Genomic DNA, 19,563 nt, shown 5'->3' on the forward strand with positions numbered 1-19,563 from the left:
TCAGACCCCCAGCAGGGTCCGCAGGTGGCGGGGCGGCGGGCAGTCGTGCGCCAGCATGGCGTCGTGCCAGTCGCGCGGCGACACCCCGGCCGGCCGAGCGCGGGCGATGTCGGCCATCTCGCTGTAGCCGACGAAGTAGGTGGAGAGCTGGGTGGAGGTGAGCAGCGCCCGCCGCCACTTGCCGGCCGCCTCGCCCTCCTCCTGGAAGCCGCGCCCGGTCATCAGCGCCATGGCCTCGGACTCGGGCAGGTCCTCGCAGTGCACGAGCTGGTCGAGCAGCGCGTTGATGGTCATCCGGAGCTGCATCTTGAGCTGCTGGAGCCGGACCGGCAGCCCGCCGAAGCCCAGCCCGGCCATCAGCTCCTCGGTGTAGACCGCCCAGCCCTCGATGAACACCCCGGACTCGGTGAGCGCGCGGACCCGGGTCGGGCCGGCGTAGCGGCGGGCGTGGGCGAGCTGAAGGAAGTGACCGGGCATCGCCTCGTGCACGGTCAGGTTGCGGATCATGTGGTCGTTGTATTCGCGGTAGAACGACTCGACCCGCTGCGCCGGCCAGTCCGCCGGGGTGGGCGCGATGCAGTAGAAGGTCGGCACGTCGGCCGTCTCCAGCGGGCCGGGCGAGTCGCAGTAGGCCACCGCCACGCCCCGGGCGAACTCCGGCATCTCCTGAATGACGCACGGGTCGTCGACCAGGCTGACCAGGTCGTGGGCCCGGACGAAGTCGCTCGCCTCGTCGAGCGTGACCGAGGCGAGGTCGACGATGGTGGCGTCGTCCGGGTGCTCGGCGGCGAGCAGGTCCAGCGCCCGGCGTACCGTCTCGTCGTCGGCCGGGCCACCCACCAGCTCGACGGCCGCCGCGCGGATCTCGGCGGTGACGCGGTCGAGGTTGTCCCAGGCGCGGCGCTGGACCTCGGCGGCGCTCAGCTCGGTGTCGAGGGTGTGCCAGAGCCGCGCCTCCCAGCGGCGCCGGCCGAGCCGGGGGTCACGCCCCGGGCCGGCGTCGGCGGCCAGGCCGATGCGCAGCCAGGCCACGAACTCCTCCAGCGCGGCGATCGCGGCGGTGGCGGCCGGCTCGACCCGGTCGTGCAGCGCGGGCGCCTGGGCGAGCAGCGCGGGCACCTCGTCGCGGATCAGCGCCGCCGTGCCGGTGAACTGCCCGACCGCCGTCTCGGCGTGGATCCGCGGCATGTCGCGCAGCGTCGCACGCGCGGTCGCCAGGGCGTCGGGTACGGCCGCCAGCCGCCCGGCCAGGTGGGTCAGGCGCTCCTCGACCGGCGCGTACGGGCGGGCCATGAGGGCGTGCAGCAGCGGGCCGGGATTGTGCCGCAGCGGGTCCCACTCGTGGCCACGGATCTCGGTCGCCTCGAACAGCCCCCGGTCGACCAGGCTGCTGAGCAGCGCGTGGTCGACCTGCTCCTCGACGTCGAGCGAGTCGGGGTCGATCTCGGAGAGGGCGTCGGCCGCGTCCTTGAGCATCGCCTGGTCGGCGGCGAGGGCGTCGGCGGACAGGTCGGGCAGCCGGTCGTCGTACCGGTGGTCCCCGGCCGAGGTGGCCAGCCCGGGCCGGCTCTCCAGCAACGCCTCCACGATCCGCTCGGCGAGCGGCACGAACGACTCCATGCCGCCGACCCTACCGACCGCCACCGACGGCCGCTGCCTGCGTTGATCACGAAGTTTGCGTCGGGAACCCCGCCCCCGCGGACGCGAACTTCTTGATCAACTCGGCGGGGTGGCGCGTTCGGCGGCGCGGACGGCGTCCGCGTACGCCAGGGTGGCCCGCCGGAGGGCCGCCTCGGGGTCGATGCCGGCCTGCCGGGCGGCAGCCACCGTGGCGAGCAGGCCGGCGCCGAGTCGTGCCTCGGGGTCGACCTGGGAATCCGCCAGGGGCGGGGGGACGGCCAGGCCGACGCGGCCGGCGCGGTCCAGGATCTTCGCGGCCAGGGCGAGCGCGGGCTGGCTCAGCGCGATGCCGTCCAGCACCGATTCGCGGGTCTTCTCGGCCCGCTTGATCCGCTCCCAGTTCGCCTCGATCTCCTCGATCGAGCCGGCCTGCTCACCCGAGAAGACGTGCGGGTTGCGGCGGACCATCTTGTCGACCAGGCCACCGGCCACGTCGTCGACCGTCCAGCGCTTCCCCTCCGGCAGCTCCTCGGCCAGCCGGGCGTGCAGCAGCACCTGGAGCAGCACGTCGCCCAACTCCTCGCGGAGCGCGTCGGTGTCCTCGGCGCTGATCGCGTCGTACGCCTCGTAGCACTCCTCCAGCAGGAAGCCGGCCAGGCTGCGGTGGGTCTGCGCCCGCTTCCACGGGTCACCGCCCGGCGAGGCGAGCCGGTCCATCACCTCGACCGCGTCGAGCAGCCGGGCCCCCGGCGGGTCCCACGAGCCGTACATCAGCTCCAGCTCGGCGAGGCCGGGCTGTCGGGCCAGCCGCAGCCCCAGCTCACGGGCGAGCGCCTCGTCCCCGGCCGGGCCGGCCAGCCAGACCGCGCTGCCGTGGGCGGCCGCCGCGTCGAGCAACGCCTGCGTGGCGCCCTCGGTCACCACCGTGACCTCGGCGCCCGTCGACCGGACCGCCGTGGCCAGTTCGCTCTCCGCGCCGGCCAGCACCGGCGCCGAGCGGACGACGTCCCAGGCGGGCGCGGTCAGCAGGCCGGCCGGCAGCCGCGGCGAGGTGACCAGCAGGACGATGCGCGCGGTCATGCTCAGGGCGCCACCGACACGCTGGGCTCGGCCGGCCCCGGCTCGGTCGACTCCGGCTCCGGGGTGGAGATCTCGGTGACCGCGGAGCCCGCCTCGCCCAGCGGCACGGAGACCGCCGGCACGTCACCCTTGAAGCTGAGCAGCGGGAAGAGCAGCGGGCGGTAGCGCGGGTTCACCGAGACGTCGTACCCGCCGATCGCGTCGGCGAGCACCTTGCGGGTGGCCAGCGCGGACCGGAGCTGGTCGCCGTCGAGCTGGCCGGCGGCGTCCTTGTCGCTGACGTCGGGCGGGATGGCGCCCGCGGAGCGGCCCGCCGCGATCACGGTCGCCAGCTCCTCCTGGGTCGGGGCGGCCTGCTCGCCGGCCGGCACCCCGGACATGCAGGTGTAGAACTCGGCCACCCGCTGCGGGTAGGCCGCGTCGGCCGGCAGGCCCGTCTGCTGGGCCACCTGTGCCGGGCTGACCTGGCCCTGCGGCTGGTAGCCCTTGTCGCTGGAGAGTTCCCGGCACACGTCCAGCAGCACCAGGGTGGCCACCACCTGGTCCCGGCCCGGCAGCAGCGCGGTGGCCTGCTCCGCGGTGGCCGGCGAGGCGGAGAGGCCGCCCCGCATCTCGTCGAGGATCGAGGTGACCTGGTCGTCGGTGACCCGGTGGTCACCGACGTAGGCGGCGACCCCGGGCTCGGTACGGCAACCGGTGAGGGCGACGAGGCCGACCGCCACGCTGGCGACGGCGACAAGACGGCGAGCACGCATGACGGCCACTCTCTCACGGCCGGCAGCCGGCTGTGACGCCGCCCACCTCACCGCACCCCCGCCCCGGCCGGCTGCGCGACCGCGGGCTCGCCGAGGACGTCCGAGAGGAGCTGGGCACACCACTCCAGCAGGGCCTGGTCGCGCAGCGGCTCGCCGCCGACCCGGCGGGTGCTCGGCCGGGGCACGCTGACCTGGTCGAGCGCCTGCTTGTAGACCGAGTCCGGGTGGTAACGCTTGAGCCGGAGCTGCTTCGAGTCCGGCAGCGGCAGCGGCCCGAACCGGATGTGCTTGCCCTGCATCGACACGTCGGTGAGGCCGTACCGCCGGGCCAGCAGCCGGAACCGGGCCACCGCGACCAGGTTCTGCACCGGAGCGGGCGGCTCGCCGTATCGGTCGGTCATCTCGGCGACCACCTCGCGCAGCCGCTCGGCGTCGCGGGCCTCCGCCAGCTTGCGGTACATCTCCAGGCGCAGCCGCTCCACACCCACGTAGTCGTGCGGCAGGTGCGCGTCGATCGGCAGGTCCACCTTGACCTCGGTCTCCTCCTCCGCGTGCTCACCCTTGAACGCGGAGACCGCCTCGCCGACCATCCGGACGTAGAGGTCGAAGCCGACGCCCTCGATGTGCCCGGACTGCTCGCCGCCGAGCAGGTTGCCGGCGCCGCGGATCTCCAGGTCCTTCATGGCCACGTACATGCCGGCGCCCAGCTCGGTGTGCTGGGCGATGGTGGCCAACCGCTCGTGGGCGTTCTCGGTGAGCGGCTTGTCCGACGGGTAGAGGAAGTAGGCGTACGCCCGCTCCCGGCCCCGGCCTACCCGGCCGCGGATCTGGTGCAGCTGGGCGAGGCCGAGCAGGTCGGCCCGCTCGACGATGAGGGTGTTGGCGTTCGGGATGTCGATGCCGGATTCGACGATCGTGGTGCAGACCAGGACGTCGAACTCCTTCTCCCAGAAGCCGACCATCACCTTCTCGAGCGCTTCCTCGCCCATCTGGCCGTGCGCCACCGCCACCCGGGCCTCGGGCACCAGCTCGCGGATCCGGCGGGCCGCCTTGTCGATCGACTCGACCCGGTTGTGCAGGTAGAAGACCTGCCCGTCGCGGAGCAGCTCGCGGTGGATCGAGGCGGCCACCTGCCGGTCGTCGTACGCCCCGACGAAGGTCAGCACCGGGTGCCGCTCCTCCGGCGGGGTGGCGATGGTGGACATCTCCCGGATGCCGGTGATCGCCATCTCCAGGGTCCGCGGGATCGGGGTGGCCGACATGGCCAGCACGTCGACCGAGGCACGCAGCGTCTTCAGGTGCTCCTTGTGCTCGACGCCGAATCGCTGCTCCTCGTCGATGATGACCAGCCCGAGCTGCTTGAACCGGGTGGCCGACTGGAGCAGCCGGTGCGTGCCGATGACGATGTCCACGGTGCCGTCGCCGACCATCTCCAGCGTCCGCTCGGTTTCCTTCGGTGTCTGGAACCGGGAGAGCTGCCGGATGGTGATCGGGAACTGGCCCATCCGCTCGGCGAAGGTGTTGTAGTGCTGCTGCACCAGCAGGGTGGTGGGCACCAGCACGGCCACCTGCTTGCCGTCCTGCACCGCCTTGAACGCCGCCCGGACCGCGATCTCGGTCTTGCCGTAGCCGACGTCGCCGCAGATCAGCCGGTCCATCGGGACGGTCTGCTCCATGTCCCGCTTGACCTCGTCGATGGCGGCGAGCTGGTCGGGCGTCTCCTGCCAGGGGAACGCGTCCTCCAGTTCCCGCTGCCACGGGGTGTCCGGGCCGAACGAGTGCCCCTTGGACGCCTTGCGGGCGGCGTAGAGCTGGATCAGCTGCGCGGCGATCTCGCGGACCGCCTTGCGGGCCCGGGCCTTGGACTTCTGCCAGTCCGAGCCACCCATCTTGTGCAGGGTGGGCTGCTCGCCGCCGACGTAGCGGGAGAGCTGGTCGAGCTGGTCCGTGGGGACGAAGAGGCGGTCGCCGGGCTGGCCGCGCTTGCTCGGCGCGTACTCGATGACCAGGTATTCCCGGCTCGCGCCGTTGACCGTGCGCTGGACCAGCTCGACGTAGCGGCCGATGCCGTGCTGCTCGTGCACCACGTGGTCGCCGGCCCTGAGCTCCAGCGGGTCGATGGTGTTACGCCGCCGGCTCGGCATCTTGCGCATGTCACGGGTGGAGGTGCCCCGGCCGCCGGTGACGTCGTTGCCGGTGAGCAGCACGAACCGGGACGCCTCGTCGACGAAGCCGGCGGTCAGGCAGCCGCAGGAGACCAGCAGCTCGCCGGGGGTGGGCGCGGCCGGCACCTCCTCGGTGAGCCGGGCGCCGAGGCCCGCGTCGCGCAGCACCTCGACGGCCCGCTGGGCGGGGCCGTGGCCCTCGAAGACCAGCGCGATCGACCAGCCCTCGCCGGCCCAGCGCTTGAGGTCGTCGACCACCCGGGCGGTCTCGCCGTGGTAGAGCGGGGCGGGCTGGGCGGCCAGGGTCACCGCGATGGCGTCGTCGGGGGTGACGTCGACCTCGGTCGGCTCGTCCTCCCAGGGCTGCCGGGCGGGCGCGGCGTCCGCCTCGGTCAGGCCGAACGGCGACAGCGTCCACCAGGGCTGGCGCAGGGCGCGGGCCGCCGTGCGGACGTCGGCCAGGGTCCGGAAGGCGGCGGCGCCGAGGTCGACCGGGGCCTGGCCCCCGACGGCGGCAGCGGCCCAGCTCGCCTGGAGGAACTCGTCGGAGGTACGCACCAGGTCGTGCGCCCGGGTGCGGATCCGCTCCGGGTCGCAGAGCAGCACGTGGGTGCCGGCCGGCATGCAGTCGACCAGCAGCTCCAGGCTGTCGCTGCCGAGCAGCGCGGGGACCAGCGACTCCATCCCCTCGACCGGGATGCCCTCGGCCAGCTTGTCGAGGATCTCGGCCAGCTCGGGGTGCTCCTGTGCGAGCGCGGCGGCCCGCGTGCGCACGCCCGGCGTGAGCAGCAGCTCGCGGCAGGGCGGCGCCCAGAGCTGCGGGACGCCCTCGATGGTCCGCTGGTCGGCGACGGCGAAGGTGCGGATCTCCTCGACCTCGTCGCCCCAGAACTCGACCCGGGACGGGTGCTCGTCGGTGGGCGGGAAGACGTCCAGGATGCCGCCGCGCACGGCGAACTCGCCGCGCTTGGTGACCAGGTCGACCCGGGCGTACGCCATGTCGATGAGCCGGCGGGCGACCTCCTCCAGGTCCGCCTCGTCGCCGGCGGCGAGCTGCACCGGCTCCAGGTCGCCGAGCCCCTTGAGCTGCGGCTGGAGCAGTGAGCGGACGGGCGCCACGACGACCCGCAGCGGACCGGTGCGCCCGTGCGCGTCGGCCGAGCCGGGGTGGGCCAGCCGGCGCAGCACGGCCAGCCGCCGCCCGACGGTGTCGGAGCGGGGCGAGAGCCGCTCGTGCGGCAGCGTCTCCCAGGACGGGAAGACCGCCACCTGCTCCGGCGGCAGCAGGCTGCCCAGCGCGGTGGCCAGGTCGTCGGCCTCGCGGGTGGTGGCCGTCACGGCCAGCACGGGGCGGCCCGCACCGCCGGCCGGCTCGTCGGCCGCGACGGCGGCCACGGCGAACGGACGCAGCGCGGCGGGGGCGGTGAGGTCGAGGCCGTCGACCTGGGCGGCACCGGAGCGCGCCAGGTCACGCGCCCGGGCCAGCCCGGGGTCGGCCAGGGCGGCGGAGAAGAGTCCGGTGAGCATCTGTGATCACTTCCAGGAGGTCGGCGCACGGCGACAACCCCTCGTCCGGGCGGACGGGGGGTGGCACCGTTCGAGACTATCCCGCTGCCCGGACATTCCGGGCCGCAGCCGGAGGTGTGCGCCGGGGCGCTGAGATGGATCTTGACGGGTGCGCGTGGGCGTGGTGCGGTGAGGCGCATGACGGGTGAGTACCGGGCGGTCTTCGACGCCGAGGTGATCTTCGCGAACGGCGGCGGGCTGCGGACCGACAGGTTCCGGCTGGACGTCCCGGGCCCGGAGATCAGCGACGACGAGCTGGCCGCGCTCCTCGTGCGGCACCTCGGGCTGCTCATGGTCGGCGAGGTGCGGATCACCAACCGGACGGTGGTCGAGGAGCCGCACAAGGGCGGCCGCGGGGTGGCCGTCCCGGCGGCCAACGGGCGGCGACTCGTCGAGCTCAGCCACGTGATCACCGACGGCATGGTCACCCTGCCCGGCTGGCAGCCGCCCCGGATCACCGACTGGCTGACCCGCGAGGCGTCCCGGGAGCGGTACGCGCCGGGCGTCGAGTTCCACGTGGCCCGGATCGACATGATCGCCAACACCGGCACCTACGTGGACGCGCCGGCGCACCGCTGGGCGGACGGCCCGGACCTGACCGGCGTCCCGCTGGACCGCCTCGCCGACCTGCCCGGGGTGGTGGTCCGGGTGCCGGCCGGCACCCGGGCGGTGGACCGGCTGCTGCTCGCCCCGTACGAGGTGACCGGCCGGGCGGTGCTGCTGCACACCGGCTGGGACACGCACTTCGGCACCGACCGGTACGCCGGCCCCGACGCGCCCCACCTGACCGCCGACGGCGCGGAGTGGCTGGTCGAGGCGGGGGCGGCACTGGTCGGCATCGACTCGATCAACATCGACGACATGACCCCGGCGGCGGCCGGGGAGCGCCCGGCGCACAGCGCCCTGCTCGCGGCCGGGGTGCCGATCGTCGAACACCTGACCAACCTGGCCGCCCTGCCGCCGGAGGGGTTCCGGTTCACCGCCGCCCCGCCCCGGGTGGCCGGCATGGGCACCTTCCCGGTCCGCGCCTTCGCCACCGTCGACGGCTGACCCCGGTCAGTAGCGCACCGAGATCCGGCGCTCGACCGCGTCGACCCGGATCTCGCCGCCGTACGGGACGATCAGCTGCGGGTCGGTGTGGCCGAGGTCGACGTCGAAGACCACCACCGGGTCGTCGGCGTACGGCGCGAGGGCCCGGAGGATCGCCTCGCGCTGGGCCTCGCCCCAGGCCCGCCGCTCGTCCAGGGTGTGCGGCCGGTCGAAGTCCCACGCCTTGGGCCGGCCCACCACGATCGCCGGGAAGGCGGCGAGCAGCCCGCGCTCGCCCAGGTTGCGCACGATCCGGAAGACCTCCTGGGCGCCGGGCAGCTCGTTGGAGGTCTCGACGACCAGCACCGACCCGGCCAGCTCGGCCGCCGATGGCACCCGGTCGGTCGCCATGAGCCAGTGAATGATCTCTAGGCAGCCGCCCCACGTCCGCCCCTGCACCACCCGGGCCGGCCCGTGCCAGCGCCAGCCCTCGCCGGGGAACATCACCGGCTCGTCGGCGAGCGTCGCCGGGTCCCGCCAGTCGCGCGGCTCGTCGCCCCACTCCGGCGCCGGGGTCAGCTCGTACCAGCCGGAGGTGAACAGCGCCGCCCGCAGCGAGTCGAACGTGAGCGGGTGCGGCGCCCCGGACCGGCCGAGGTGCACCAGCACCGATCCGCCGTGGTAGGCGACGATCCCCAGCCGGTGGAGGTGGTTGAGGACGTTGGTGTTGTCGGAGTAGCCGTAGTAGGGCTTCGGGTTGGCCCGCAGCACCGCGTCGTCCAGGAACGGCGTGACCGTGATCAGGTCGTCCCCGCCGACCGTGGCGAGCACCGCGGTGACGATCGGGTCGGCGAAGGCGGCGGTCAGGTCGCGCGCCCGGTCCCGCGGGTCGGCCCCGACCTGCCGGGTGGTCGGATACTCCACCGGCTCCAGCCCGAACTCCTCGCGGAGCCGGCGCAGGCCCAGCTCGTACACGTGCGGGAAGAGGCCCGGCAGGCCGGCGGAAGGCGAGACGACCGCGACCCGGTCACCAGGCTTCGGCTTCGGGGGGTAGCTGGGCAGCGTCATGATCCGAAGTTATCGGCCCGGGCCAGCGAATTCCGGCCCGGAGGAAACCGCCCGAGCCCGGCATTTGCGGGCAATAGGCTGAGCGCGTGGACGAGGCGCAGCGGACCCCTCCGGTACGCGACTGGCTGCCCCGCGCGGGGGCGCTGCTGCTCGGCACGCTCGCCGTGGCCACCGCGTTCATCGCCGCCTACGTCGGCGCGCTGCACCAACCCCGGCCCCACGACGTGCCCGTCGGGGTCGTCCTCGGCGACCAGCGCGCCGAGGCGGTGATGGCCGCCGTGCGCCAGCGCACCGACAAGATCGAACCCATCGAGTACGACGACCCGGGCGCCGCCGACGACGGACTGACGGCCCGCGAGGTGTACGGCGTGCTCACCTCCGGCCCGGACAACGGCCTGCGCCTGGCCACCGCCAGCGCCTCCGCCCCGGCCGCCACCGACCTGGTGACCCAGGTGCTCGGCCAGGCCGCCCAGCAGGCCAACCTGCCGATCCAGGTCACCGACGAGGTGCCGGTGGAGCGGACCGACCCCCGCGGGCTGGTGCCCTTCTACCTGGCGGTCGGCTACGTGCTCGGCGGCTACCTGGCCTCCACCGCACTGGGCCTGCAGACCGGCGCCGCCCCGGTCAGCCTGCCCCGGGCCGGGCTGCGCGTCGCCGCCCTGGCGGTCTACTCGATCGTGCTGGGCATCGTCGGCGCCACCGTCGTCGGCCCGGCGCTCGACGTCTGGCACCACGACATCCCGGCGGTCGCGGCGGTCGGTGCGCTGGCGGTCTTCGCCGCCGCCATGGTGGCCACCGCCGTGCAGGCGTGGCTCGGGCTGCTCGGCACCGGCCTCGTGATCCTGCTGCTGGTGGTGCTCGGCAACCCCGGCTCGGGCGGCATCTACGCTCCGGAGTTCCTGCCGGCCTGGCTGCGCGGGATGCACCGGTGGAACCTGCCCGGCCTGACCACCGATTTGGTCAAGTCGGCGGTCTACTTCGACCGCCGCTCGACGGGCTGGGCGCTGACCGGGCTCACCCTCTGGGCCCTGCTCGGGGTCCTCGGGCTGGTCACCGCGACGATCTTCCGGGCGCACCGGCGCGCGGCGCGGGCCCGCCCCGGCACCCCCGTCGCCGATGCCTGAGTCGCTCGACCCGTCCCGAAGTGCAGATCATCACGTGGTCCCCCTCCTGCCGCCGGGGCCCGCGCGGATACCATCCAGAGAGTCGGACAGCGCTGTCCTTCGTACTCGCGTAAGGAGCGCACCGTGACCGACCAGCACGACCACGACGGGCCCGACGCCGCTCTCCGGGCCGACATCCGCCGCCTCGGCACGCTGCTCGGGCAGACCCTCGCCCGCCAGGAGGGCCGGCCGCTGCTCGACCTGGTCGAGGAGATCCGCGCCCAGGTCCGCTCGGACCCGCCGGCCGCCGCCCAGCGCCTCGCCGGGCTCGACGTCACCACCGGCACCAAGCTGGCCCGGGCCTTCTCCACCTACTTCCACCTGGCCAACATCACTGAGCAGGTGCACCGGGCCCGCGACCTGCGCCGGCGGCGGGCCACGCACGGCGGCTGGCTGGACCAGGCGGCCAAGATGATCGCCGAGCGCGGGGTGCCGGCCGAGGAGATCGCCGGTGCGGCCCGCCGGCTCGCGGTACGCCCGGTCTTCACCGCCCACCCCACCGAGGCGGCCCGCCGGTCCATCCTGTCCAAGCTGCGCGCCATCGCGGACGAACTGGACGCCGAGACCGCCAATGCGATTCTCTACGGCGCCAGCGACGAGGGGCCGGCCAACCGGCGCCTGGCCGAGCTGCTCGACCTGATGTGGCAGACCGACGAGCTGCGGCTGGACCGGCCGGACCCGACCGACGAGGCCCGCAACGCCATCTACTACCTGCGCGACCTGCACGCCGAGGCCGCCCCGCAGGTCCTCGACGACCTCGCCGACACGCTGCGCACCCTCGGCGTGGAGACCTCGCCGACCGCCCGCCCGCTGACCTTCGGCACCTGGATCGGCGGCGACCGGGACGGCAACCCGTTCGTCACCCCGGCGGTCACCCGCGAGGTGCTGCGCATCCAGCACGAGCACGGCATCGAGGCCACCGAGAAGGCGATGGACGCGCTGATCAGCGAGGTCAGCGTCTCCCGCCGGCTGCGCGCGGTCTCCCTCGACCTCTCCGCCAGCCTGGCCGCCGACCTGGACGCGCTGCCCGAGGTGGCGCCCCGGTTCCGCCGGGTCAACGCCGAGGAGCCCTACCGGCTCAAGGCACGGTGCGTGAAGGCGAAGCTGGCCAACACCCGGGAGCGGCTGCGCGCCGCCACCCCGCACGTGCCGGGACGGGACTACCGCGGCTCGGCCGAGCTGATCGCCGACCTGGAGCTGCTGCGCGCCTCGCTGGCCCGCAACTCCGGGCAGCTCACCGCCGTGGGCCGGCTGGCGTCCACCATCCGCACGGTCTCCGCGTTCGGGCTGCACCTGGCGACCATGGACGTGCGCGAGCACGCCGAGGCGCACCACGCGGTGCTCGCCCAGCTCTACACGGCGGTCGGCGAGGTGTCCGACTACCCGTCGCTGACCCGGCTGGAGCGCACCAAGCTGCTCGCCGACGAGCTGGCCGGCCGCCGGCCACTCTCCACCCTGGACAGCCCGCTCACCGAGGCGGCGCAGAAGACCTTCGACGTGTTCGGGGCGATCCGCGAGGCGCAGGACCGGTTCGGCGCCGAGGTGATCGAGTCGTACATCATCTCGATGACCATGGGCGTGGACGACGTGCTCGCCGCGGTCGTGCTGGCCCGCGAGGCCGGCCTGGTCGACGCGCACAGCGGTCGGGCCCGGGTCGGCTTCGTGCCCCTGCTGGAGACCCCGGCCGAGCTGAACGCCGGCGGCGAGCTGCTGGATGAGCTGCTGTCCCTGCCGGCCTACCGGGCGCTGGTGACGGCCCGTGGCGACGTGCAGGAGGTGATGCTGGGCTACTCCGACTCCAACAAGGAGGCCGGCATCACCACCAGCCAGTGGTCCATCCACCGCGCCCAGCGCGCGCTGCGGGACGTGGCCGCGCGGCACGGCGTACACCTGCGGCTCTTCCACGGCCGGGGCGGCACGGTCGGCCGGGGCGGCGGCCCCACCCACGAGGCCATCCTGGCCCAGCCCTACGGCACGCTGGACGGCGCGATCAAGGTGACCGAGCAGGGCGAGGTCATCTCCGACAAGTACACGCTGCCCGCGCTGGCCCGGGAGAACCTGGAGCTGACCGTGGCGGCGGTGCTCCAGGCGACGCTGCTGCACACCGCGCCCCGGCAGCCGGCCGAGATGCTGGAGCGCTGGGACGCGACCATGGACGTGGTCTCCGAGTCGGCCTTCCGGTCCTACCGGTCGCTGGTCGAGGACCCCGACCTGCCGGCCTACTTCTGGGCCTCCACCCCGACCGAGCTGCTCGGCGCGCTCAACATCGGCTCCCGGCCGGCGAAGCGGCCGAACACCGGTGCCGGCCTGGCCGGCCTCCGGGCCATCCCCTGGGTGTTCGGCTGGACGCAGACCCGGCAGATCGTGCCCGGCTGGTTCGGCGTGGGCTCCGGGCTGGCCGCCGCGCGCGCGGCCGGTCTGGAGGACGTGCTGGCCGAGATGAACCGGAACTGGCACTTCTTCCGCACGTTCCTGTCGAACGTCGAGATGATGCTGACCAAGACCGACCTGACCATCGCCCGGCGCTACGTGGAGACCCTGGTCCCGAAGAAGCTGCACCCGATCTTCGAGAAGATCGAGCAGGAGTACGAGCTGACCAAGCAGGAGGTGCTGGCGGTCACCGCCTCGCCGGCCCTGCTGGACAACTCGCCCGTGCTCCAGCGCACCCTCGCCGTGCGGGACACCTACCTGGAGCCGCTGCACCATCTCCAGGTGGCGCTGCTGCAGCAGTACCGGGACTCCGGCGCCGCGGGCCGCGCGATGGCCACCGCGCCGGGCGGGCGGCGCGCCCCGAACGACGGTACGGCGCTGGAGCGGGCGCTGCTCACCACGGTCAACGGCATCGCCGCCGGCATGCGCAACACCGGCTGAGGTGTACGGAAGGGTCCCCTGTCAACGCATGCCGCACAGCAGGGGGCCCCTGCTGACGCCACTGGCGTGGCGAGCGCGGCTCACCAGTCGCCGCCGCCGCCGCCGAAATCCCCGCCCCCGAAGTCGCCTCCGCCGAAGTCGCCGCCGAAATCCCCGCCGCCGTAGTCGCCCTGGCTGGCGGCGTAGTCGCCCTGGCCGGAGAAGTCCTGGCCCTGGTCACCGAAGTCCTGGCCCTGGTCGCCGCCCTGGTCGTGGCCCTGGTCGCCGCCCTGGTCCTGGCCGTCGTCGAAGCCGTCGTTGAAGCCCTCCTGGTAGCCGGCCTCGTAGCCGTAGCCCGGGTCGGCGAAGGCGGGTGAGAAGAGCGCGTCGGCGATCAGGATGCCGCCGAGCACGCCGGCTCCGGTGCCCAGCGCGGTCTTCCACCACGGCGTCGAGTACCAGCCGGCCGGCACCGGGCGGCCCTGCCAGTTTCCGCCCGGATAGTAGTAGGGAGTCTGGTTTCCCGGCTGGGGGCCGGCCCGGTAGGTCTGCCCCTGCACGTTGACCTCGCGCTCCTTGGTCAGCATGCCGGCGCCGCGGGCGGCGGCCAGCGGCGGCAGCTCCGGGCCCGGGTCGATGCCCATGGCGGTCCGCGCCGCCCGGATGTACGCCAGCCCCTCCAGCGCGGTCTCCCGGGCCAGCGCGAACTGGTGCGGGGTGCCCGCCTGCTCCAGCTGGGAGCCGGCCGCGTTGTAGCGCTCACCCGCGTCGGCCAGCGCCTGGCGGACCGCCGGGGCGTCCCCGTGCAGGTTCATCAACTGCCCGCCGAGCCGCTCGTACCAGCGCTGCGCCTCAGCGCGCGCGTCGGCCAGCTCGGTGGCCCGCCGGGACCTGCTCCGCCACCGCCAGAACACCAGGGCACCTCCGAGCATCAGGATCAAGACCACCCACAGGGCAACCTCCATGACCTCGAACGTACCCAGCGGGCGCACGTCGTACCCGTTTGGCAAGCTCTTCGGCATGAGCTTCTCGACGCTGGCCGTGGTGGTGCTCTGCCTCGCCGCGGGCGGCGCGGTGGGCTGGCTGGCCGCCCGGTCCCGCTCGGCGGCCGAGATCGCCCGGCTGGAGGCGACGCTGGCCGCCACCCGGGAGGGCGAGGGGCGGCTGGAGCAGTCGATGCGGGCGCTCAGCTACGAGGCGACCGCGCAGTCCCAGGAGGCGGTGGCCCGGGCGGTGGCCCCGCTGCACGACACCCTCCGCCGCTACGAGCAGCGGGTCGCCGAATTGGAGCGCGACCGGGTCGACGCCTACGCCGAGCTGCGCGAGCAGGTGCGGTCGATGAGCGCGGTCTCCGGCGAGCTGCGCACCGAGACCAAGCAGCTCGTCGCGGCGCTGCGCGCCCCGCAGGTGCGCGGCCGCTGGGGTGAGCACCAGCTCCGCCGGATCGTCGAGGCGGCCGGCATGCTGGAGCACTGCGACTTCAACGAGCAGGTCACGGCCGCCACCGACCACCAGGGGGTCCGCCCCGACCTGGTGGTCCGGCTGCACGGCGGCCGCACGGTGGTGGTCGACGCCAAGGCGCCCTTCGACGCCTACCTGACGGCCATGGAGGCGCGCGACGAGCGGGGTCGGGACACCCACCTCGACGCGCACGCGCGGCACCTGCGGGCGCACGTCGACGGGCTGGCCGCCAAGACCTACTGGGCGGCGTTCGACCAGACCCCGGACTTCGTGGTGCTGTTCGTGCCGGCCGACCCGTTCCTCGACGTGGCGTTGCAGCGCGACCCGTCGCTGTTGGAGCACGCCTTCGCCCGCAACGTGGTGCTGGCCACGCCGGCCACCCTGGTGGCGCTGCTGCGCACGGTGGCCTACTCCTGGCGGCAGGAGGCACTGGCCCGCAACGCGGCCACCGTGCACTCGCTGGCCCGCGAGCTCTACGGGCGGCTGTCCACCCTGGGCGACCACGTCGGCAAGCTCGGCGGCGCGCTGGGCGGTGCGGTGACCGCCTACAACCGGGCGGTCGGCTCGCTGGAGGCGCGGGTGCTGGTCAGCGCGCGCAAGCTGGCCGAGCTGGGCGTCTCCGACCAGGAGCTGGCCGCCCCGGCGCAGGTCGAGCTGGCGCCCCGCCAGCCGCAGGCCCCGGAGCTGGTGGAGGGGCCGTCCACATCGGCCGAACGGCCAGCGCGCATCGACGGTTGACACTCGGAACGTGACGACGTCGGCCGATCCGAGTCACGGAGTGGTCACAACCTACTTCGGAGTAGTGACACCGACAGGGCCAGGCCGAAGGATCGCTGTCACGCGTGCCCTGTCTCCTGAAGGGCCCTGTTCTCTGGAGGAAGAGAACGTGAGTCAACCCCGCAACCGGAGCCGGCGTACCTCCGCCGCGCTCTTCGCCTCGGTCCTGGCGGCCGGCGCCATGACCGTCGGAGGTGGCGCCGCGACCGCGAGCGCTGCCCCCGCCACCGCCCCCGACGCCTCGCAGCCGACCGCCGCCGAGACGCTGGGCGCCCACGACGCCAAGCTGCTGGACGAGGCGGAGGCGAAGCACGCCCCGACCGTCACGCTGATCATCGCCGCCAAGAAGGGCTCGGCCAAGAAGGTCGCCGACGGGCTGGCCAGCCTGGGCGCCACGGTCAGCCAGCGCTACGACCAGGTCGGCTACGTGCTGGCCAAGGTCCCCACCGCGAAGGTCCTCAAGGCCGCGACGCTCCCCGGCGTCTCCGCCGTCGACCTCGACGAGACCATCAAGCTCCCCGACCCGGCCCCCGAGGCCGCCCCGGCCGGCGCGAAGACCGTCGCGCAGGGCGAGACCCTGGCCGGTCCGGGCGCCGACACCGGCGCGGTCAACCCGTACATGCCCACCAACGAGACCGGTGCCGAGACCTTCAAGGCCGCGCACCCGGAGTGGGACGGCCGCGGCGTCACCATCGGCATCATGGACTCCGGGATCGACCTGGACCAGCCGGCGCTGCAGAAGACCACCACGGGCGAGCGCAAGATCGTCGACTGGGTGACCGCCACGGACCCGCTGGAGGACGCCACCTGGCGCTCCATGATCACCGAGGTGGCGGGCCCCTCCTTCACCACCGGCACCGGTGCCTCCGCCGTCACCTGGACCGCTCCCGCCGGCACCTACCGCTTCAACACCTTCCGCGAGTCGATCACGGTCGGCAGCGACCCGGCCGGCGACGTCAACCGGGACGGTGACACCACCGACTCCTGGGGCATCCTGTACAACCCGGTGACCCACGACATCCGGGTCGACGTCAACCAGAACCGCGACTTCACCGATGACGAGGTGATGCGGCCGTACAAGGAGAAGTTCCAGGTCGGCCACTTCGGCACCGACAACCCGGCCACCGCGGTGCGCGACCAGATGCCGTTCGTCGTCGAGTACCGCGAGGACGTCGACACCACCCCGGCCGGCGGCCCCGGCCTGGTCGACTACGTGAACATCGGCATCATCGAGGCCACCCACGGCACCCACGTCGCCGGCATCACCGCCGCCAACGACATGCTGGGCAACAGCGCCTTCGACGGCGCCGCCCCGGGCGCCAAGCTGGTCTCCGCCCGGGCCTGCTCCTGGGGCGGCGGCTGCACCGCCGCGGCGCTCACCACCGGCATGGTGGACCTCGTGGTCAACCGCAAGGTCGACGTGGTCAACATGTCGATCGGCGGCCTGCCGGCGCTCAACGACGGCTCCAACGCGCGCGCCAACCTCTACGACGAGCTCATCAGCACCTACGGCGTGCAGATGTTCATCTCGGCCGGCAACTCGGGCCCGGGCCTGAACACCGTCGGCGACCCGTCGGTCGCCGGCAACGTGGTCAGCGTGGCCGCGAACATCAGCAAGGACACCTGGCTGGCCAACTACGGCTCGGTGGTCCGCAAGGGCAACTGGCTGTTCAACTTCTCCTCCCGCGGCCCGCGTGAGGACGGCGGCTTCAAGCCCAACGTGACCGCCCCCGGCTCGGCCATCTCCACCGCGCCGACCTGGCAGCCCGGCAACCCGGTCCCCGAGGCCGGCTACCCGCTGCCCCCGGGCTACCAGATGCTGAACGGCACCTCGATGGCCTCGCCGCAGGCCACCGGCGCCGCCGCGCTGCTGCTCTCGGCGGCCAAGGCGACCGACAAGGGCGTCACCCCGGCCGCGCTGCGCCGGGCCATCTACACCTCCGCCAAGCCGATCGCGGGCGTCCCGACGTACGCGCAGGGCTACGGCATGTTCAACGTGCCGGGCGCGTGGGGCCTGCTCGCCGCGGGCGTGCAGACCCGGACGTACACCTCCGAGGCGCCGGTCTGCACCGAGCTCTCCGGGAACCTGACGAAGTACAACAAGGACTCCGGCCAGTTCGAGCCGAACCCGAACATGGGCACCGGCATCTACAACCGCTGCGCGGCCGGCAAGGGCGGGCAGAAGGTCAAGGAGAGCCGCTACTACGAGGTCAAGCTGACCCGCACCAGCGGCCCGAACAAGGGCCTCAAGCACACCGTCGCGTTCCGCGGCAACGACGGCACCTTCTCGGCCCCGCAGGTCGTGTGGCTGCCGCTGAACAAGACCGTCACCGTCAAGGTGAAGGCCAAGCCGCTGACCGCCGGCGCGCACGGCGCGATCATGACCGTCGACGACGCGGCCACCTCGGTGGTCGACTTCGAGGTCGCCGCCGTCGTGGTCGCCTCGAACGCGGTCTCCGCCCCGGCCTACTCGTTCTCCACCGGGGGCTCGGTCGAGCGGAACGGCTTCACCTCGTACTTCGTGACGGTCCCGGAGGGCGCGGGCGCGCTCCAGGTCAACCTCTCCGGCATCGCCACCGGCTCGCAGACCCGGTTCATCGCCATCAACCCGTACGGCGTGCCGGTCGAGAGCACCGCGAGCACCGCCTGCTACACCAACTTCTCCGACGCCGCCGCCTGCAAGCCGCAGGAGCGGGACTACCAGAACCCGATCCCGGGCGTCTGGGAGCTCGAGGTGGAGGCCCGCCGCACGTCGCCGGCGCTGGACAACCCGTTCCAGCTGCAGGCCCGGGTGCAGGGCGTCACGGTCGAGCCGGCCGTGGTCGAGCTGCCGTCGGTGACCGCCGGCGCCCCGACCGAGGTGAGCTGGGGCCTGACCAACGCCTTCGGCCCGGTCCAGGTGACCGGCGTCGGCGGCCCGCTGGCCAGCGTGCACGCGGAGCGGCCGAGCATCGCCACGGGCGGTCGCCAGGAGTACACGGTGGACGTCCCGGCGGGTGCCACCTCGTTCACCGCGCGGATCGGCAACCCGTCCGACCTGAGCGCCGACCTGGACCTGTCGGTCTTCCTCGGCGCGACCCGGGTGGGCCAGTCGGCCGACGGTGACTCGGAGGAGGCGGTCACCCTGTCCAACCCGGCCGCCGGCACCTACCGGGTGGTCGTGGACGGCTACGCGGTGAGCGACCCGACCACCGCGTACGACTACCGCGACTCGTTCGCCGCCCCGGCGCTGGGTTCGCTCTCCGCCCCCAGCACCCCGCTGTCCCTGGCCAACGGCGCCACCACCACCCTGACCGGCACGGTGACCGCCAATTCCACCCCGGCCGCCGGCCGGGAGCTCTACGGTGACCTGGCCGTCACCACCGTCGAGGGCGCGGTCGTCGGCCGCGGCTCGGTGGAGGTCGGTGCGGTCAACTGACCCGCTGAACCCAGGAGCCCCGCCCCCCCGTCCGGGGGCGGGGCTCCGCCGTTTCCGGCCCGTTGAGCAGGGCGCGGGGCTCGCGTCAGGCGCGGCGGGCGGATTCGACGACGAAGGGCGTGCCCTGCTGGCAGGTGGTCATCATGCCGGGCTCCGGGCGCCCGGTGACCTCGACCCGGGTGCCGGGCTTGAGCAGGTCGCGCGGGCCGCCGATCAGCAGGTGGTCGTCGATCAGCAGGCAGTTCGGCTCGACACCGGCGCGGATCGTGCCGCTGAGCGTGGTGGCACCGGGGCCCGGCGGCTTCGACGGGCCGCCCTTCCAGGTGGGATTCGGGCGGCTCGGGCCGACGCTGGGGCCGGGGTCGGGCTGGCTGGTCACCGGGGCGGCTCCTGTCGGGCTGGGGCCGGGATTGGGCTCGCAGGCGGGCCATGTTTCGCACCGCCCGGTGCTGCTGGTCACCGGGGTGGCCCCCGACGGGCTGGGGCCGCCGGGCTCGCTGCCCGGGCCGGCGCAGGCGGTCAGCGCCGCGCCGGCGAGCAGGGCGACGAGCACCGTCCGAGGAGTCTTCATGACGGGTTGGACGCGGTCGGCGGCCATTTCGTTCCGGCCG

12 protein-coding genes are annotated in these 19,563 nt (G+C 73.8%); 5 read left to right on the forward strand and 7 right to left on the reverse strand.

The genetic code is table 11. The annotated features are described in order from the left end of the window. The 4 genes from ACFYPD_RS29985 to mfd form a co-directional block, all read right to left on the reverse strand. The gene (locus ACFYPD_RS29985) at positions 1 to 1,620 is read right to left on the reverse strand and encodes a DUF885 domain-containing protein (protein ID WP_387120741.1); all 1,620 of its coding nucleotides are present in this window, start codon (positions 1,618 to 1,620) and stop codon (positions 1 to 3) included. Positions 1,621 to 1,716: 96 nt separating this feature from the next. Further along, positions 1,717 to 2,700, reverse strand: a complete 984-nt coding sequence (locus ACFYPD_RS29990) for a nucleoside triphosphate pyrophosphohydrolase (protein ID WP_387120744.1) — start codon at positions 2,698 to 2,700, stop codon at positions 1,717 to 1,719. A gap of 2 nt (positions 2,701 to 2,702) precedes the next feature. Then, complete coding sequence (locus ACFYPD_RS29995) at positions 2,703 to 3,455, reverse strand: hypothetical protein (RefSeq protein WP_387120747.1); 753 nt, start codon at positions 3,453 to 3,455, stop codon at positions 2,703 to 2,705. 47 nt (positions 3,456 to 3,502) lie between these two features. Continuing rightward, positions 3,503 to 7,147, reverse strand: a complete 3,645-nt coding sequence (gene mfd, locus ACFYPD_RS30000; RefSeq protein ID WP_387120749.1) for a transcription-repair coupling factor — start codon at positions 7,145 to 7,147, stop codon at positions 3,503 to 3,505. A 177-nt stretch (positions 7,148 to 7,324) separates the two neighbouring features. Here mfd and ACFYPD_RS30005 point away from each other — a divergent pair, with 177 nt between their 5' ends. Continuing rightward, on the forward strand, positions 7,325 to 8,236 hold the full coding sequence (locus ACFYPD_RS30005) for a cyclase family protein (RefSeq protein ID WP_387120752.1): 912 nt from the start codon (positions 7,325 to 7,327) through the stop codon (positions 8,234 to 8,236). 6 nt (positions 8,237 to 8,242) lie between these two features. Here ACFYPD_RS30005 and ACFYPD_RS30010 read toward each other — a convergent pair whose 3' ends face one another. After that, positions 8,243 to 9,283 (reverse strand): S66 peptidase family protein, encoded by a 1,041-nt coding sequence (locus ACFYPD_RS30010; protein ID WP_387120755.1) that lies wholly within the window; start codon positions 9,281 to 9,283, stop codon positions 8,243 to 8,245. Between the two features lie 86 nt (positions 9,284 to 9,369). Between ACFYPD_RS30010 and ACFYPD_RS30015 the strand changes: the two genes are divergently transcribed. Both ACFYPD_RS30015 and ppc read left to right on the forward strand, forming a co-directional pair. Continuing rightward, entirely contained in the window at positions 9,370 to 10,407 is a 1,038-nt protein-coding gene (locus ACFYPD_RS30015; protein ID WP_387120758.1) for a hypothetical protein, read from the forward strand. 123 nt (positions 10,408 to 10,530) lie between these two features. After that, entirely contained in the window at positions 10,531 to 13,317 is a 2,787-nt protein-coding gene (gene ppc, locus ACFYPD_RS30020; RefSeq protein WP_387120761.1) for a phosphoenolpyruvate carboxylase, read from the forward strand. A gap of 80 nt (positions 13,318 to 13,397) precedes the next feature. On the opposite strand, the gene ACFYPD_RS30025 is transcribed toward ppc, so the two are convergent. Next, positions 13,398 to 14,261: a hypothetical protein gene (locus tag ACFYPD_RS30025; RefSeq protein ID WP_387120764.1), complete on the reverse strand. Its 864-nt coding sequence runs from the start codon at positions 14,259 to 14,261 to the stop codon at positions 13,398 to 13,400. Positions 14,262 to 14,316: 55 nt separating this feature from the next. Between ACFYPD_RS30025 and ACFYPD_RS30030 the strand changes: the two genes are divergently transcribed. Both ACFYPD_RS30030 and ACFYPD_RS30035 read left to right on the forward strand, forming a co-directional pair. Beyond that, the gene (locus tag ACFYPD_RS30030; protein ID WP_387120829.1) at positions 14,317 to 15,495 is read left to right on the forward strand and encodes a DNA recombination protein RmuC; all 1,179 of its coding nucleotides are present in this window, start codon (positions 14,317 to 14,319) and stop codon (positions 15,493 to 15,495) included. 148 nt (positions 15,496 to 15,643) lie between these two features. Beyond that, positions 15,644 to 18,952: a S8 family serine peptidase gene (locus ACFYPD_RS30035; RefSeq protein WP_387120767.1), complete on the forward strand. Its 3,309-nt coding sequence runs from the start codon at positions 15,644 to 15,646 to the stop codon at positions 18,950 to 18,952. An 85-nt stretch (positions 18,953 to 19,037) separates the two neighbouring features. Here ACFYPD_RS30035 and ACFYPD_RS30040 read toward each other — a convergent pair whose 3' ends face one another. Then, positions 19,038 to 19,523, reverse strand: coding sequence for a hypothetical protein (locus tag ACFYPD_RS30040; RefSeq protein WP_387120770.1), 486 nt, complete (start codon positions 19,521 to 19,523; stop codon positions 19,038 to 19,040). Positions 19,524 to 19,563 lie beyond the last annotated feature (40 nt).

The organism is Micromonospora sp. NPDC005299 (assembly GCF_042872345.1).
GTDB lineage: Bacteria > Actinomycetota > Actinomycetes > Mycobacteriales > Micromonosporaceae > Micromonospora.

What these genes read in the sequence shown, in the direction of transcription:
- ACFYPD_RS29985 (WP_387120741.1), bottom strand. Translation starts at nt 1,620, where the DNA reads ATGGAGTCGTTCGTGCCGCTCGCCGAGCGGATCGTGGAGGCGTTGCTG.
- ACFYPD_RS29990 (WP_387120744.1), bottom strand. Translation starts at nt 2,700, where the DNA reads ATGACCGCGCGCATCGTCCTGCTGGTCACCTCGCCGCGGCTGCCGGCC.
- ACFYPD_RS29995 (WP_387120747.1), bottom strand. Translation starts at nt 3,455, where the DNA reads ATGCGTGCTCGCCGTCTTGTCGCCGTCGCCAGCGTGGCGGTCGGCCTC.
- mfd (WP_387120749.1), bottom strand. Translation starts at nt 7,147, where the DNA reads ATGCTCACCGGACTCTTCTCCGCCGCCCTGGCCGACCCCGGGCTGGCC.
- ACFYPD_RS30005 (WP_387120752.1), top strand. Translation starts at nt 7,325, where the DNA reads ATGACGGGTGAGTACCGGGCGGTCTTCGACGCCGAGGTGATCTTCGCG.
- ACFYPD_RS30010 (WP_387120755.1), bottom strand. Translation starts at nt 9,283, where the DNA reads ATGACGCTGCCCAGCTACCCCCCGAAGCCGAAGCCTGGTGACCGGGTC.
- ACFYPD_RS30025 (WP_387120764.1), bottom strand. Translation starts at nt 14,261, where the DNA reads ATGGAGGTTGCCCTGTGGGTGGTCTTGATCCTGATGCTCGGAGGTGCC.
- ACFYPD_RS30030 (WP_387120829.1), top strand. Translation starts at nt 14,317, where the DNA reads ATGAGCTTCTCGACGCTGGCCGTGGTGGTGCTCTGCCTCGCCGCGGGC.
- ACFYPD_RS30040 (WP_387120770.1), bottom strand. Translation starts at nt 19,523, where the DNA reads ATGAAGACTCCTCGGACGGTGCTCGTCGCCCTGCTCGCCGGCGCGGCG.